Below are 15,321 nucleotides of genomic sequence, written 5' to 3'. Positions count from 1 at the left end.
AAAGGGGCAGGATAACGAGTTTGCTGAAGACTTAGAAAGAATAAAGGATACTGTTTAAAGCACTAAAAGCAATATGCCGCCAATCACACTTCGATATCGGCCATGTTCCCGTAGGTTTCCAGCCATATCCGACGATCAGACGCCCGCTTCTTGCCCAGCAGCATATCCATGCGGCTGTCGGTGTCGTCGCCGTCCGCGATGGTGAGCATAACCAGCCGACGGGTGTCCGGCGCCATGGTGGTTTCGCGGAGCTGCAGCGGGTTCATCTCACCCAGGCCCTTGAAGCGGGTGACGGAAACCTTGCCTCTGCGGTTCTCGGCGGCCAGGCGGTCGAGGATGCCCTGCTTTTCGTGTTCGTCCAGGGCATAGAAGGTTTCCTTGCCCAGGTCCACCCGGTACAGGGGCGGCATGGCAACAAACACATGGCCGGCAGCCACCAGCGGGCGGAAGTGTTTGACGAACAGTGCGCACAGCAAGGTGGCGATGTGCAGGCCGTCGGAGTCTGCATCGGCAAGAATGCAGATCTTGTTGTAGCGCAGGCCGTCCATCTTGTCGGAACTGGGGTCTACCCCAATGGCAACCGCAATGTCGTGGACTTCCTGTGAGGCAAGGATCTCACTGGAGTCCACTTCCCAGGTATTGAGTATCTTGCCCCGCAGCGGCATCACCGCCTGGAATTCCCGGTCGCGGGCCTGCTTGGCGGAGCCGCCGGCGGAGTCACCTTCCACCAGGAAGAGCTCGGAGCGGTTGCTGTCGCTGCCGGAGCAGTCCGCCAGCTTGCCGGGCAGTGCCGGGCCGGAGGTGACCCTCTTGCGGGCAACTTTCTTGCTGGCTCGAAGACGGCGCTGGGCGTTGTTGATAAACAGTTCCGCCAGCACTTCGGCGATGTCGGTGTGTTGGTTGAGCCAAAGGCTGAACGCATCCTTGACCACACCGGAGATGAACGCGGCGGCTTCGCGGGATGACAGCCGCTCCTTGGTCTGCCCGGAAAACTGGGGTTCCTGCATCTTGAACGACAGCACATAAGCGCAGCGTTCCCATATGTCTTCGGGAGACAGTTTCACCCCACGGGGCAGCAGGCTGCGGAATTCGCAGAACTCCCGCATCGCCTCCAGCAGGCCCGTGCGCAGGCCATTAACGTGAGTGCCGCCCTGGGCGGTGGGGATCAGGTTAACGTAGCTTTCCATCACCGCTTCGCCGCCTTCGGGCAACCACTGGATGGCCCAGTCCACGGCTTCCTTGTTACCGGAGAAGCTGCCGGTGAACGGCTCCAGCGGTACCGCCTCGATGTCGGCCAGTTCGGTACGCAGATAGTCGCGCAGACCGCCCTCGTAGCACCACTCGTCCTTGTCGCCTGTCTGCTCCTGCAGGAAGGTAATATTCAGGCCCGGGCAAAGTACCGCCTTGGCGCGGAGGTTATGGCGCAAACGACTGACGGAAAATTTCGGGCTGTCGAAATAGCTCGAATCCGGTGTGAACTTCAACCGGGTGCCAGTGTTCCGTTTGCCAACGGTGTCGACAACAGCAAGGTCGGTTTCCTTATAGCCGTTGGCGAAGGTCATCCGGTGCAGTTGCCCATCGCGTTTGATCAACACCTCAAGGTGGGTCGACAGGGCATTGACGACCGAAACCCCTACCCCGTGCAAACCACCGGAAAAGTTGTAGTTGCCCTGGGTGAACTTGCCACCGGCATGGAGGCGGGTGAGGATCAGCTCCACACCCGGGACACCATGCTCCTTATGCATATCCACGGGCATACCGCGGCCGTCGTCTTCCACGCTGAGAGAACCGTCGCTGTGGAGGATGACATCAATACGGCGGGCATGGCCTGCAAGGGCTTCGTCAACGCTGTTATCAATGACTTCCTGAGCCAGATGGTTGGGGCGACTGGTGTCGGTGTACATGCCCGGACGCTTGCGAACCGGGTCCAGGCCACTGAGGACTTCTATGGCATCGGCGTTGTACTGTTTCTGGCTCATGGGAAGGAAGCAACTCCACGGGTTTGTTATGAAACTGGCCCATAGCTTAGGGATTCGCGGGGAAAGATCAACGGTTGTTTTGTGCCGGTGTCGACCAGCGCGATTCCGCCGTGGTTATCTCTGACGGGTATAGGTCCCGATGCCATCACCAGACACCCGCATTTCCTCCCAGTCATTGGGGCTGATGGCGATAACCGCACAGGGTGTCGTCAGTGCCTGGGTCACCATGGCGTCTGCAGCTGGCTGCCGTGCCCTGACCACCAGCTCCAGGACATCATCCACAATGTTTGCGGACTGTAGCGTCAGGCCGTAGCCACCGGTGGGTTTTTGCCCCAGGCCAACCAGCACCAGGTGCTCCTGCTCAAAATCGATAGCCCTGAGTTTGTTCAGCGCCAGATTTCCGGAAGGCAGGCTCGCAAGCTTATCCAGATCCCGGGCGTTGCTGACATACACCAGCCCCGGTGCCGTCAGGCCACAATGGTCAGACTCGGTGACCTGTCGTGCCAGGGGAGCACCATCGGCGGTTGCCGAGCGATTGACAGCGCAGCCTGCTGCCAGTGTCAGGGCAAGCGCAAGGATCGTTAAAAGTGTAAAACGAACGGTCAACGGTTGTTCTCCAGGTTGCGAACCGGATCGCCGCCCATCTCCTGTTTCCGTTCCGATTTGGATTCCGGTTTCAGGCGATACCCCTCAAAACCCACCCTTGGAAGGCCCAGGGAGGTGATCGTGGGTCGGCGGAAGCTGGTGCTCAACCTTACCCCGCCAAGCGGCTCCTCGCCAATAACGATTTTTTCAGGCAGGCCGTTCACCGGGTATTCGGCGCAGGCCTCTCCGTTCTCGCAAATCAGGCCGTTGTTGTCCATATCCGTGCCGGCAACCAGGAAATATTCCCCGGGTTCCAGCTCGTCGAAGGCAAAGCGGTACCGGCCCTGCGTGGCCGAAGCCACCACTTGCTCGAGAGTCTCACGCTCGTCATCCGCGCTCACCAGCAGTACGTAATGCCGGCCGGCGTCACGTTCATCCGGCGAACTGCCCAGGCGGAGGGAAACCGGAACGGTGAGAGTGGCCACGGCGCCACCCTCCGGCCGGTAGGAAATCACCAGTTCCGTGGTGTAGCGCCTGTTGTCTTCCAGCCCGGAAGTATTCGCGGTTACCGTCAACGGCAGCGATGGATCACTACTGAACTCCCCGACCTCCAGCCACGGTGCACCAGGATCGACATCGGTAATGGTGACGCTCTCCCCTTCTGGATAGATGGAAAACACAAGCTCCTCGCTGAGCACCGCCGAATTGAATTGTAGCGCTGTTGGTGAAGAGCCAAGGGTGATTGGGAAATTGCCATCCAGCACGGCGTCCATGGCTGCCAGTGCGTTGATCAGACCCGCTCCGTATTCAAACGCGGGGCCCACCTCGTCGGTCAGGTCGCCGTTTATCAGGAAACTTCGGAAGCTGGCCGGTGTCAATGCCGGTACCTGGGCTTTCATCAGGGCGTAAACGCCTGCCACATGCGGGGCTGCCATGGAGGTGCCCTGAAGGCCGGCGTACCCGGGTTCGAACGTACCTGTGTCATCTCGGCCCCAGGTACTGATGATGAGGTCTGCGGTCCCGTCCTGGTTGGCATCCCGGCTGGCATCGCCGCCGGGTGCAACCACATCCACCGATTGTCCAATGTTAGAGTACGAGGCGCGCGCACTCCCTCCGTCCACGGCGCCGACGCCGATAACATTGGAGTAAGCAGCCGGGTAGGTTGGCTCATCGGTGCCCTGATTGCCAGCGGCGGCCACGATCAGTTTGCCGTTGTTCCATACGGCATCGATGGCCTGCTTCAGTGCGGTACTCGGGCCCAGGCCACCAAGGCTGAGGTTGATCACATCGATCTCGTCACGGGCTGCTGCCCAGTTCAGGGCATCAATCAGGTCCGCGGAAGACCCCACTCCGTCACGCCCCAGCACCCGTACTGGGTAAATGGTGGCATTGGGAGCAAGCCCGACAATTCCAAGGCTGTTGTCAGCAGCAGCCGCAATCCCCGCAACGTGCGTGCCATGAAAATTGCTGCTTTGCGCCTTGCCGTCGCCAGGATCCGCCGGATTGTCATCGCGCAGGCCAGTGTCTTCCTTATCGATATCAAGATCGCCAGCAACAAAGTCCATGACTTCTCCGGAAATCACCTGAATATTGGCAACCAGGTCCGGGTGCCAATTACCACTGGTTGTCGGTGGCGACCGAAACACACCGGTGTCCATCACCGCGATACCGATACCCTCACCCACCTCCGGGGCAACTTGCCATGCCAGCGGTGTTTGTATAAGAGGCAGGTTCCACTGGCGACTGTAGAGCGGATCATTGTCCGGAGACACCTGTTGGGACGCATACAGGTAATTGGGTTCGGCAGACTCCACGCCTGGCTGCTGGCGGAGCTCCCGAACCCAGTCCAGGGTGTCCTGTCGGGCATCCTGCATTTGATTGGCGGACATGGCGGCGACACTCCGTGTTGCGTGACGGCGCATCAGCCAGGTTCCTCTGCCGAGGTCTCGCTGGTCCAGCGCCGCAATGGAAGCGGCCATTGGCTGGTTGCCCGCAGTAGCCTCAAGGCTGACAACCGCCTCGTCAATCATGAACGGCGGAGCTGTGTAGCTGGTATTCATCACGCTGGCTGACGTCTCGCCCGCAAGGGAAAGCACGTAGCGAAACGGGATGCCGCCGCTGGCACTGACTTCAATCAGGTAGAAACCCGGTTCGAAGGTGTCGTCGAGCACCTCCACCAGGGGCCGCAGATCCTCCGAGGCGGTCTGCGACGCCACCGCTACAAAGCTACCTCCCTGTTGCTTCAGTATCCGGAGCGAGCGTTCTGGCGGAAGCGCCGTCGAGGGGAAGAACAGCTCCGGCGCGCTGAACACCTGGAAGGCAATACGGTCACCGGGAGACAGGTCTACGGCATACACGTCGACGGCGTCCATATAGTACCGGAACAGGTTCGGGGGGAGGGTATCGTAGACACCGTCATCGGCACTGAGGTAGCCGCCCACCGTTGCGGTCGGCGGCAAGGTCTGGGCCGAAGCCACTGTGTCGTTGTTCATGGCGAGATCAACGCGACGGTCGTCGGCGGTATCGGAATCCACCCGCGTACCGCTCTCGATGTCGATCCCGCCACTGAGATCGGGTTCCACTTCACCACTCCCGGAACTGCCACCGCCACACCCCGATAGCAGCACACAGGAAATCAAACCAGCGGTGACAGGTACAATCCGGCTCATAACAGACTCACCAATACGACATCGTGGACAGACAAGAACAACGCCTTATGCTTTTCAACATGATATCCAATCAACGCGGATAACACAGGATACGTTCCAAACTTTCTATCAGATGCAAAAAGCCGCCTGAAGGATACCCCACAGGCGGTTTCATTCTGGTGTCCCTGTTCTTTTAAAGGGCGTAAAACAGCAGCGGCACAAAGGCAGCGGTCAGCAACGTTGGCCCCATCACTACCAGGGGCAGCAACAGCCTCTCGTATCGATGCCAGAAGGACCCGGTGCGCTCGGCAGCCAACACTTCGGTCTCGCCCACAACCTGCCGCGTCAGCAGATGGTTCAGTGCCACCGGCGGGCTCAGGTAGCCCAATTCAAAGGCCACCAGGCACACAATCCAGAAGTGCAGAGGATCGATCCCCAGCTGGATTGCCGGCTGGGCAATCGTCGCTGACACCAGGATAACCGCGCCAAACGGATCCATAACCATGCCAATGACGGTAAGCATCACTACGATTACCAGCATCGCGACCCAGGGGCTGGTCAGGTTTTCCGGGAATAGCGCGTGGACCACGTCGGAGCGCTCCAGAATACCGCCGAGGCAGATCGAGAAACCGATCAGGGCCAGCAGTGCGCCAATATGCACAGCGGAATCACTCGCAGCCGATGTTGTTCTCATGCAGAACGCGCGGAACCTCGACAGCCCCTGTTCATCATGATCCTTGCCTGCGTCCAGATAGACCAAGGCCAGCATCACCAGTGGCAGGATCATCGGTGCGCTGTATTCGTTGAATCCGAGACCGAGTATGACCCATATGGCGAGGATGACTGCAGCCGTAACGGCGGCGTAAGGCACCAGGGGCCGGAGCTGCGCCAGCGACTTCCTGAAGGCACCCGGGGCCGGGCGGGGCTTCCAGTTGCCCTGGGTTTTGCAGACGACCACGGAAAACAGGGTCGCCGACATAATGAACACCCAGAAGCCCCAGCCGTACATTTCCGAGGTGGTCACTTCCTTGTTCAACGCTGCCACCACCACGATCAGCAGGCAGGGGTTCAGGACCACACCCAGGCTGCCGGACATGGCAGTGGTCGCCAGCGATAGCTGTCGCCCCGCGCCGCTCTTGCGCATCTCGTCGTAGACAACTCCGCCCACGGCCAGGATGAAAATCCCCGACGCACCGGTAAACGCGGTGGGGAACGCCGTGGCGAATATCATCACCGAGGCCAGCATGGGTGCGGGCAGATGATAAGGCTTGATGACATTCAACAACAGGTCCGGAATGCGGGTCTGCTTCAACGCCATACCCACCAATACGTAGAGGCCGATATTGATAAACATCGACGACAGGTTCGTCATCATGCCGAAATAGATGGCGAGGCCGGATGAGTAGCCATCCACGAAGAAGAAGTAACTCATGGCGATCAGGCCCATCGCGCAATACAACGGCAGCACGAGGCCGGAAGACGCAGCCAGAGAGCCCGACCTCATTCGCGCTGGTACCGACGCAAAACGCATCAAGTTGATCACCATGAACAGACCGAAGACAGCCGCCCAGGCATATTGCAGCAAAGAGGTATCGTCTGAACCGGGCGAAGAGGATAGCCTGCCCGCATAGGAGAACAGGGAATACACCATCAGCCCGTTGACCACCAACTGCATGCCCTGGCTCAGCCGCCATTCAGCCCGGTTCCGGGGCAATCGCAGGGCAATGTGATCGGCATCAAAGGCGGAAATCGCGGCAGCCATGGCGAACATGGCAATGAACAGGAACTTGGTGAGCTCAATGTTGTCCAGCAGGAAATCCGCGAACCCCTGCTCCACGGCCTTGTACATGGCCAGTGCCTCTGTGGCGTGCTTCTGGTTCTCCTGGTAGAGGAAATGCTTTTCCTGACACAACGCCAGGTTCTTCTCCAGGGATTTCCGGATTGACTCCGGATCGGGCGGGGAGCTGAACAGGTCGTCCGGATCCGGTTCGTATGCCTCAACCCGCTTTTCCACCTCGGCGTCGATATCCATAACCAGCCTGCAGGTTGGCTCCGTGGCATCAGGGTCCAGCAGGTAGTAGTTTGGCCAGGTCTGTTCACCCACCCACAACATGCGCGAGTGGAGTGAGTTCCCCATACCCAGAAGAAGCGTGAAGATAAGGAGCAGCAGGAGAATAACCCCGTGCAGCCGGTGCACGGGGTACAGCGTTTTCGGGCCTGCCGCTGATAATGCTCGCCAGTTCATGGAGGGTCAGCCTTTATTATTCGCGATCAGGCGCTGTGCACTCGGAGGCTCCGGGATTGCTGGAGCAGCGGATTTTGCTGAGCAGGCTCATCATCTTCGGGTGGTAAACCTTATTGGCGCCATCGGTTCCATCCCGCAGTTGCAGGCGGTTTTCCCGAAACATCTCCTGATAGCCTTCGATGTCGCTGTCGGGAATGCGAATCCATTTCTCTTCCGGAATGGCGGACTCCTGCCGCTGAATCAGGTCCATGGCCTGGCCATACATGCCCCAGGCAACCTCACGGGACTTCTGGGCCGTGTCATCGTCCAGCACGTTGTCGCGGGCAATGATCTGAATGGTCAGTTGCGCCAGTGGATAATCGACAATGCCACCGTCATCACCGATGCCCTTGTAGAGCTCCAATGCCTCATAGGCGAACGCCGGCGCGTAGGCGGTGTCGACCGAGCCATTATTGAACTTGCCAGCGAAGTTGGTGATGTCGGAGGGCACAACCGTCGCTTTCACATGGTTCACCATGTGTATGGCGTCCTTTTGATAGTCCAGCGTGGCCATGCGCTTGCCGGCAAGCTCGCCGGCGGTATCAATGCTCCGATCATTGACGAACAGGTAACCGGCGCCCGCCGGAACAATACCGAGTACCTCATAATCACCCTGCTTCATCAACGGAGCCGCCTTGGGCTGGGCCAGGGTGGCAAGCGTCGTTTTCAGGTCGTCATAGGTGGGAATCGCGCCAACAGCACTGATACTGCCGGTAAAACGATTGAATGGACGTGTGCGGATATCCGTCGCCGCGACTGCATCGCACTGTCCGGAGTTGAAATCACCAACGGCGACACCCTCATCGGTGTAGGGGCGCAATTCAAAATCGACCCCATGGGCTTTCATTTCCAGGGCGTAGTCTTCGACCATGTTGTACATGTCACCGTTGGCGCCAATCACATCGAAGACGCACATGGTTACGGACTGTGCGGCCGCCATCGGGGCAATCGCAGCAAAAGACAGGGCAGCAAGGGATTTGCGGATCATGAATGACCTCCGGGTCTTTCTTGTGTTTGTAGGTTGTTACAGCGAGTCGAACGCCCGCTTACAGCAGGCCGTCCAGATCCATGGTTTCAGGCTCTTCCATACGTTCCGGGCTCAGCCTGCCAAAATAGGTGCTGGGGGTGCGGTAGCCGTAATTGGCAGTCCAGTACTTGTCCGAGGAAAACTGGATAACGCCGCGGGCCACTTCGTCCACCAGCCGGAATTCACTCCAGACCTCGATGGTGCTGTCCGCCTCTGCAAATCGGGCGATGACGTCCTTCAGTACTTCCGGACGGCCAAAGGTCTCGGCAGCCACGGCCTCGAGTGCCATGGAGGCACGTATACCGGCCTTAACACCCAGGCGGGAACTGTCTTCAAGCACTACCCAGGGGTCCGGTGACAAGCTGGGACGAGTATCGGGCAACAGCAGCCAGACCATGGCGCGGATGGCATTCGGCAAACCGCCCCATTTTTCATTATCCAGGCATTCGGCGGCACGCTCCGCCCGTGGAGCAATGTTGCGGGGAACCCCCGCCATGGCGCCGGAATTGGCATCGTTCACAATCGCCTGCATGCCGGTCAGCAAGCCCAGCAGGAAGGTCAGTTCCTCCTGGTCATCGAACAGGAACGGACATTCGAATTCCTTCGCGGCAGGATCAAAGTCATAGGCTGCCATGGCGCGTTGATAGGCGATATAACGCCGCTTGGCGGTTCGGGCATTCAGTCGCTTTGACTTCTCCCGCGCGTCTTTCGCGGCGGGTACGTCGCCGCTGAAGTCGGCGCGCAGGTACTCCAGTTCCGCCTCCCAGGCCTTGTATTCAGAGCAGTTTGCGGCCAGCAGCATCAGCAGGGAGCCGGTGCTCTCCGGCGCATCGGTTACGCGGGAAAACGAGTACAACAGCGGGTCAACGCCCTCACCCAAAGCACAGGCCATTTTTGGATCGGACATCTGCATGACGTAAGGAGTCGCCTCTCCCTCGGAGTAATTAGAGAGCACCACACCCGTTGTGGTGTAGATGGGATTCGCCGAGCAACCAGCCAGAAGCGTCACCACGAGAAGAAGCAGGTAGCGGCTGCGAACGTTGAGGGCATGCCCAAAGGAGTTCACCAGTGAGGAGTTCATAGTTCGTCCTGTTTACATTGTTTTTATAGGTCGGGATGCTCGCAATCGCATTCCCGTTCATCATTGACGACGTAAGAATGCGTTGAATCTTGTCAGACAAAAATGGCTGGAATGCCGATCCCGTCATGCCGATCGGGCCAATGGCCCGAAGAGACGGGATGAAATGTTATTTTTATTGACTTAAAACAAAGTGTTATAAAATTAATTACAATTGAGACATTCGTACCATGAAGGCAATCTTCCACCAGGCAGTCACGCCCCGGAGTTGGTCATACCCATCATTGCAACCACTTGCTCCGTCAGATCATCCAGTGTGAGACCACCATCCGGCCGGTACCAGGTAACCGTCCAACTCAGGGCCCCGGTCAGCATGCGGCGAACCACAAACGGGTCTGCGGCCAAAACCCCCTCCCCACGCAGGGCTTCCAGGACATCCAACCACAATTGCTCGTAGATGTCCCTGAGTTCAAGCACGTAGGCCTGGGAGTCTTCCGACAGGCTGCGCCACTCGAATACCAACACAGCCATGGCCTCCCCGGTTTGCCCATTAATGGACTCAAGCTCTGCACGGATAAGCGCCTGCAGTTTGTCACGGTGCGAACCAGCCGCGTCCACCGCGGCCTGCATGAGCGCCGTATTGAGGCGAATCGTCTCTACCATCACGGCCTTGAGGATTTCTTCCTTGGTACGGAAGTGGTGAAACAGGCTACCAGACTGGATACCCACCGCCGCAGCCAGGTCCCGCACGGTGGTGCGCTCATACCCCTTTTCACGAAACAGCCTGGCAGCCTCGCGTAGCAGCCGGCCACGGGCACCCGCGGGATCGGAAACCAGGTTGTCGGCAACCAGTGAGCACAGGATAGAGTCTTGATTCACAATGTTTTCCAGCCAGGGAACAGAAGAGCACCTATTCTATCCTGAATCTGCCTGTTTACAAACCAAGCGCTTGCTTGGTATTGTCAATATCATCGCTGACAGACTCCGCAGACAGCAGCCCGACGAGGGCCATTGAAAGCGCTTTGCGGCTCCCGTTAACAAGGTGAAGACATGCCAGATTCCAATCTTTCCAGGCCAGAAACCATCCGTATCGGCTGCTCCGCCGCCTTCTGGGGCGATACCGAAACAGCTGCAGCCCAACTGGTTCAAAAGGGCAATATTGATTACCTGGTGGCGGACTACCTGGCGGAGATCACCATGTCGATCATGGCCGGGCAAAAGATGAAGGACCCGAGCCAGGGCTATGCCCGGGACTTCGTGCAGACGGTAATGGGCCCATTGCTGGCAGAAATTAAACAGAAGGGCATCCGGGTATTGGCCAATGCCGGTGGCGTAAACCCGGTGGCCTGCCGCGACGCCCTGCAGGCACTGTGCGAAAAGGCCGGCGTGGATATGAAGATCGCCCTGGTGCTGGGTGACGACCTGTTACCGAAAAAGAAGCAACTGGCGGATGCCGGCATCACCGAAATGACCACCGACCAGTCAATGCCGCCGATGATGGTGAGCCTGAACGCCTATCTGGGCGCGCCGGGGCTGGTGGCGGCACTGGAACAGGGTGCGGATATTGTCATTACCGGCCGGGTTGCCGACAGCGCCCTGGTGCTGGCGCCATTGGTCCATGAATTTGGCTGGAGCTGGAGCGATTACGACAGGCTGGCGCAGGGTAGCCTGGCCGGGCACCTGCTGGAATGTGGGGCGCAGTCCACCGGTGGAAACTTTACCGACTGGGAAGAGGTGGCAGACGGTTATGCGGATATGGGCTTCCCCATTGCGGAAGTCTCGCAAACCGGCGATTTCATCATCACCAAACCGGAAGGTACCGGCGGCAAGGTATCCCGGGGCACAGTGGCTGAACAACTGGTCTATGAGATCGGTGACCCGAGGGCCTATCTGCTTCCGGATGTGACCTGTGATTTTACCAGGGTCACCCTTGATGAAGTGGCCACTGATCAGGTGCGAGTCAGCGGAGCGCGTGGCCTGCCCCCGACCGACAGCTACAAGGTATCGGGCACCTGGCCAGATGGATTCAAGTGCACGGTGACGTTCCTGCTAGCGGGTACGAACGCAAAGGCCAAGGCACAGAAAGTCGCCGAGGCGATCCTGGCAAAAACCTCCCGTATGTTCAGTGAGCGTGGACTTCCTGATTACACGGGAACCAGCATCGAACTGCTGGGCACCGAAGCCACTTACGGTGCCCAAGGTCGCATGGACGAGTGCCGTGAGGTGGTGGTGAAGATCAGTACGGCCCACCTAAAGAAAGAGGCGCTGGTGCTGTTTTCCCGTGAAATCGCCCAGGCGGCGACGGGGATGGCGCCGGGGATTACCGGTATTGTGGGGGGGCGGCCGACGGTTTGGCCGAAGATTCGGTTGTATTCGTGCCTGGTTCCGAAAACGGAGATTTCAGTTGCCGTGGATCTTGATGGCAATAGGCAGATGGTGGATGTGGCCACGGATGGAGGTTTTGAGCCGGGACTGCTTGAGGAGCAGGTTTCCAGCGCTGCGGCACCGGCCACGGATACGACGGTGCCTTTGCTCCGGCTGGCGTGGGCGCGCAGTGGTGACAAGGGGGATCACTCGAATATCGGGGTGATTGCCCGCAAGGCGGAGTTTGTGCCGTTTATTGAGGCGGCGTTGACGGAGCTGGTGGTGGCGGAGTGGATGGGCCATACGCTGGATCCGGAACATGGTCGGGTCAGGCGCTGGGCGTTTCCGGGGTTCAATGCGTTCAATTTTCTGCTGGAGCACAGTCTTGGTGGGGGTGGCGTTGCCAGCCTGCGGATTGATCCCCAAGGGAAGGCGTTTGCCCAGCAATTGCTTGAGTTTCCTGTGCCGGTTAGAGCTGAACTGCTTGATTAATCTTACTTTGGTGCAAGCACTCCGGTGGGAAGGCTTGTCCGGGACACGCTGTGAATACGTCCATGTACGCTCGACAAAAACATCCATGTTTTTGACGGTCCCGGACAAGCCTTCCCACCGGAGCGCCCGAACATTTGAAAAGGTCCTCTTGTTATGAGCTATCAGTCTGTTTTTCACCCGGATCTCTTTCGGGGTCAGGTTTTTATCGTTACCGGGGGTGGTTCCGGGATTGGGCGTTGTACCGCTCATGAGCTCGCCGCGCTTGGCGCTCGGATTGCGCTCGTTGGGCGGAAAGCCGAGAAAGTTGAGTCGGTAAAAGCGGAGATTCTGGAAGACGGAGGTATCGCTTCGGCCCATGTGTGTGACATCCGCGAGGAAGAGTCGGTTAAGGCGACCGTTAAGGCCATCATCGACGAGCATGGGGGGCTGAACGGGGTGGTGAATAACGCCGGGGGGCAGTTTGCTTCGCCGCTGGCGAGTATTAACCAGAAAGGTTGGGAGACGGTGGTTCGTACCAATCTCACAGGCGGCTTCCTGATTGCGCGAGAGGCCTATACCCAGGCGCTGTCGAAAACCGGCGGGGCGATTGTGAATATTGTTGCGGACATGTGGGGCGGTATGCCCGGCATGGGGCATTCCGGGGCAGCACGAGCGGGAATGGTGAATTTTACCCAGACGGCCGCTGTTGAGTGGGGTTGCTCGGGGGTGCGGGTGAACGCGGTGGCGCCTGGCTGGATTGCGTCCAGTGGGATGGATAACTATCCCGAGCATATGAAGCAGTGGATTCGCAGCCTGGGGGATAACGTGCCGATCAAGCGGATGGGGACGGAGTCCGAGGTCAGTGCGGCGATCTGTTTTCTGTTGAGCCCGGGGGCGGCGTTTATCAGTGGGGATTGTCTGCGGATTGACGGGGCGGCATCCCAGGGTGGACGGGTGTGGCCTTTCCCGAAGGCGAAGAATAACGAGCCCTTTAACGGTTTCCATCGGGCGGTCACGCCTAACGTTCTGAGTGACGACTGAGGAGCAGGTAATGCAGGTACTGGAGTCCACCGTTAATCCCCAGTCGGACGACTTTCGCGCCAATGCGGAGGTGATGGAGGCCCACATTGCCACTTTCCGGGATGTGGAGCAGAAGGTGCTGGACCTGGCAGAGGCAGCGCGGGAGAAGTTCACCAAGCGCGGCAAGCTGTTGCCCCGGGACCGTATCAACCGTTTGCTGGATCGCGGCACGCCGTTCCTGGAGCTGTGTTCCCTGGCCGGTTACAAGATGCACGATGACAAGGATGGCAGTATGTCCGGTGGTGGCATCATTGCCGGTATTGGCACGGTCAGCGGTGTTCGCTGTCTGGTGGTGGCGAGCAACAGTGCCATTAAAGGTGGCACCATCACCCCAGCCGGGCTGGACAAGACCCTGCGGCTTCAGCAGATCGCCATGGAGAATAAGCTGCCAGTAGTGTCCCTGTCCGAGAGTGGCGGCGCCAACCTGAACTACGCCACGGATATCTTCGTGCTTGGCGCCCGTGGCTTTGCCAATCAGGCGCGGATGTCCGCCGCCGGTATTCCTCAGGTTACGGTGGTTCACGGCAACGCCACCGCCGGCGGTGCCTACCAGCCAGGGCTGTCGGATTACGTAATTGTCGTGCGTGAGCAGGCCAAGATGTTCCTGGCCGGCCCTCCCCTGCTGAAAGCCGCCACCGGTGAAGTCGCCACCGATGAGGAACTCGGCGGCGCGCAGATGCACGCGGAAGTGACCGGCACGGCGGAATACCTGGCGGAAGACGACGCCGACGGCATCCGCCATGCCCGCAATGTACTTGAGGCCCTGCCCTGGAACGAACGGCTGCCGCCGACCCGGGAGCCGGAATGGGAAGAGCCGTTGTACCCGGAGGAAGAATTACTGGGAGTCATCCCCAGCGATGCCAAGAAACCCTACGACGTCCGCGAAATCCTGGCCCGCATTGCCGACGGCTCCAAGTTCATGGATTTCAAGAACGGCTACGACGACCAGACCGTATGCGGCACCATCCGCATCGAGGGCCATTCGGTGGGCATCATTGGCAACAACGGCCCCATCACCCCGGCTGGCGCCACCAAGGCGGCCCAGTTTATCCAGCTCTGCGACCAGGCTGGCACACCCTTGCTGTTCCTCCACAACACCACCGGTTTCATGGTGGGCACCCACTCAGAGCAGAACGGCATCATCAAACACGGGTCAAAGATGATCCAGGCGGTGGCGAACTGCCGGGTGCCGAAGGTCGCAATTGTCATCGGCGGTTCCTATGGTGCAGGTAACTACGCCATGTGCGGTCGCGGCCTGGACCCGAGATTCATCTTCGCCTGGCCCAACAGCCGCACGGCGGTCATGGGCCCGGCACAGGCGGGCAAGGTGATGCGCATTGTTGCCGAGGACAAGCAGCGCCGGGGTGGTATGGAGCCGGACCCGAAGACGCTGGATTTCCTGGAACAGGCGACGGCCAAGAAGCTGGAAGATGGCTCTACGGCGCTCTTTGGGACAGCCCGGTTGTGGGATGACGGCCTGATTGATCCCCGCGACACCCGGCGGGTTCTGGCTCTGGTGCTCTCGGTCTGTCGGGAGGCTGGGGGTCGGCAGTTGCGGCCTAATTCTTTTGGTGTGGCCCGCCTTTGATGCGGTCTTAGCCTGGTGGAGCCCGCCTGTAGGGGAACTGAGGAATGGTGGTTGGAACCGGGGCGGAGGGCTTCCCAAAAAACGCCCGTGAATACGTCCCTGTAGAGCTCGGTCGCGCCATCCCTGGCGCTCCACGTTTTTGGGAAGCCCTCCGCCCCGGTTCCGGTCGACCACCAGTTGTCGCTCTGGGGGAGTCTGTTTTCCCGGCGATGGATGG

10 protein-coding genes are annotated in these 15,321 nt (G+C 59.3%); 3 read left to right on the top strand and 7 right to left on the bottom strand.

Annotated elements, in window-relative coordinates:
* Nucleotides 1–83 precede the first annotated feature (83 nt).
* The 7 genes from parE to NLU14_RS01070 form a co-directional block, all read right to left on the bottom strand.
* Nucleotides 84–1,979, bottom strand: coding sequence for a DNA topoisomerase IV subunit B (gene parE / locus NLU14_RS01100; protein WP_275704311.1), 1,896 nt, complete (start codon nt 1,977–1,979; stop codon nt 84–86).
* A 114-nt stretch (nt 1,980–2,093) separates the two neighbouring features.
* Entirely contained in the window at nt 2,094–2,585 is a 492-nt protein-coding gene (locus tag NLU14_RS01095; RefSeq protein WP_275704310.1) for a protease complex subunit PrcB family protein, read from the bottom strand.
* Nucleotides 2,582–5,233 (bottom strand): S8 family serine peptidase, encoded by a 2,652-nt coding sequence (locus tag NLU14_RS01090; protein WP_275704309.1) that lies wholly within the window; start codon nt 5,231–5,233, stop codon nt 2,582–2,584. The genes NLU14_RS01095 and NLU14_RS01090 overlap by 4 nt, the downstream gene beginning before the upstream one ends.
* A gap of 172 nt (nt 5,234–5,405) precedes the next feature.
* Nucleotides 5,406–7,457: a TRAP transporter large permease subunit gene (locus NLU14_RS01085; RefSeq protein WP_275704308.1), complete on the bottom strand. Its 2,052-nt coding sequence runs from the start codon at nt 7,455–7,457 to the stop codon at nt 5,406–5,408.
* 16 nt (nt 7,458–7,473) lie between these two features.
* On the bottom strand, nt 7,474–8,484 hold the full coding sequence (locus NLU14_RS01080) for a putative solute-binding protein (RefSeq protein ID WP_275704307.1): 1,011 nt from the start codon (nt 8,482–8,484) through the stop codon (nt 7,474–7,476).
* Between the two features lie 58 nt (nt 8,485–8,542).
* A complete protein-coding gene (locus NLU14_RS01075; RefSeq protein ID WP_275704306.1) occupies nt 8,543–9,604 on the bottom strand; it encodes a hypothetical protein in 1,062 nt (353 codons plus the stop codon).
* Nucleotides 9,605–9,856: 252 nt separating this feature from the next.
* Complete coding sequence (locus NLU14_RS01070; RefSeq protein ID WP_275704305.1) at nt 9,857–10,480, bottom strand: TetR/AcrR family transcriptional regulator; 624 nt, start codon at nt 10,478–10,480, stop codon at nt 9,857–9,859.
* Nucleotides 10,481–10,651: 171 nt separating this feature from the next.
* On the opposite strand from NLU14_RS01070, the gene NLU14_RS01065 reads away from it, so the two are divergent.
* The 3 genes from NLU14_RS01065 to NLU14_RS01055 all read left to right on the top strand — a co-directional run bounded on the left by NLU14_RS01065 (nt 10,652) and on the right by NLU14_RS01055 (nt 15,104).
* Nucleotides 10,652–12,457 (top strand): acyclic terpene utilization AtuA family protein, encoded by a 1,806-nt coding sequence (locus tag NLU14_RS01065; protein WP_275704304.1) that lies wholly within the window; start codon nt 10,652–10,654, stop codon nt 12,455–12,457.
* A 153-nt stretch (nt 12,458–12,610) separates the two neighbouring features.
* The gene (locus NLU14_RS01060) at nt 12,611–13,477 is read left to right on the top strand and encodes an SDR family oxidoreductase (RefSeq protein ID WP_275704303.1); all 867 of its coding nucleotides are present in this window, start codon (nt 12,611–12,613) and stop codon (nt 13,475–13,477) included.
* Nucleotides 13,478–13,487: 10 nt separating this feature from the next.
* On the top strand, nt 13,488–15,104 hold the full coding sequence (locus NLU14_RS01055; protein WP_275704302.1) for an acyl-CoA carboxylase subunit beta: 1,617 nt from the start codon (nt 13,488–13,490) through the stop codon (nt 15,102–15,104).
* Nucleotides 15,105–15,321: the final 217 nt, after the last annotated feature.

Source organism: Marinobacter iranensis (genome assembly GCF_029207565.1).
GTDB lineage: Bacteria > Pseudomonadota > Gammaproteobacteria > Pseudomonadales > Oleiphilaceae > Marinobacter > Marinobacter iranensis.
The sequence above is the reverse complement of the archived record's forward strand: the minus strand, read 5'-3'. Positions and strand labels throughout refer to the sequence as shown.

Bases quoted from the DNA above. Each gene is read 5' to 3' on its own strand.
- NLU14_RS01055 (WP_275704302.1), top strand. From the start codon at position 13,488: ATGCAGGTACTGGAGTCCACCGTTAATCCCCAGTCGGACGACTTTCGC.
- NLU14_RS01080 (WP_275704307.1), bottom strand. From the start codon at position 8,484: ATGATCCGCAAATCCCTTGCTGCCCTGTCTTTTGCTGCGATTGCCCCG.
- NLU14_RS01065 (WP_275704304.1), top strand. From the start codon at position 10,652: ATGCCAGATTCCAATCTTTCCAGGCCAGAAACCATCCGTATCGGCTGC.
- NLU14_RS01075 (WP_275704306.1), bottom strand. From the start codon at position 9,604: ATGAACTCCTCACTGGTGAACTCCTTTGGGCATGCCCTCAACGTTCGC.
- NLU14_RS01060 (WP_275704303.1), top strand. From the start codon at position 12,611: ATGAGCTATCAGTCTGTTTTTCACCCGGATCTCTTTCGGGGTCAGGTT.
- NLU14_RS01090 (WP_275704309.1), bottom strand. From the start codon at position 5,233: ATGAGCCGGATTGTACCTGTCACCGCTGGTTTGATTTCCTGTGTGCTG.
- parE (WP_275704311.1), bottom strand. From the start codon at position 1,979: ATGAGCCAGAAACAGTACAACGCCGATGCCATAGAAGTCCTCAGTGGC.
- NLU14_RS01085 (WP_275704308.1), bottom strand. From the start codon at position 7,457: ATGAACTGGCGAGCATTATCAGCGGCAGGCCCGAAAACGCTGTACCCC.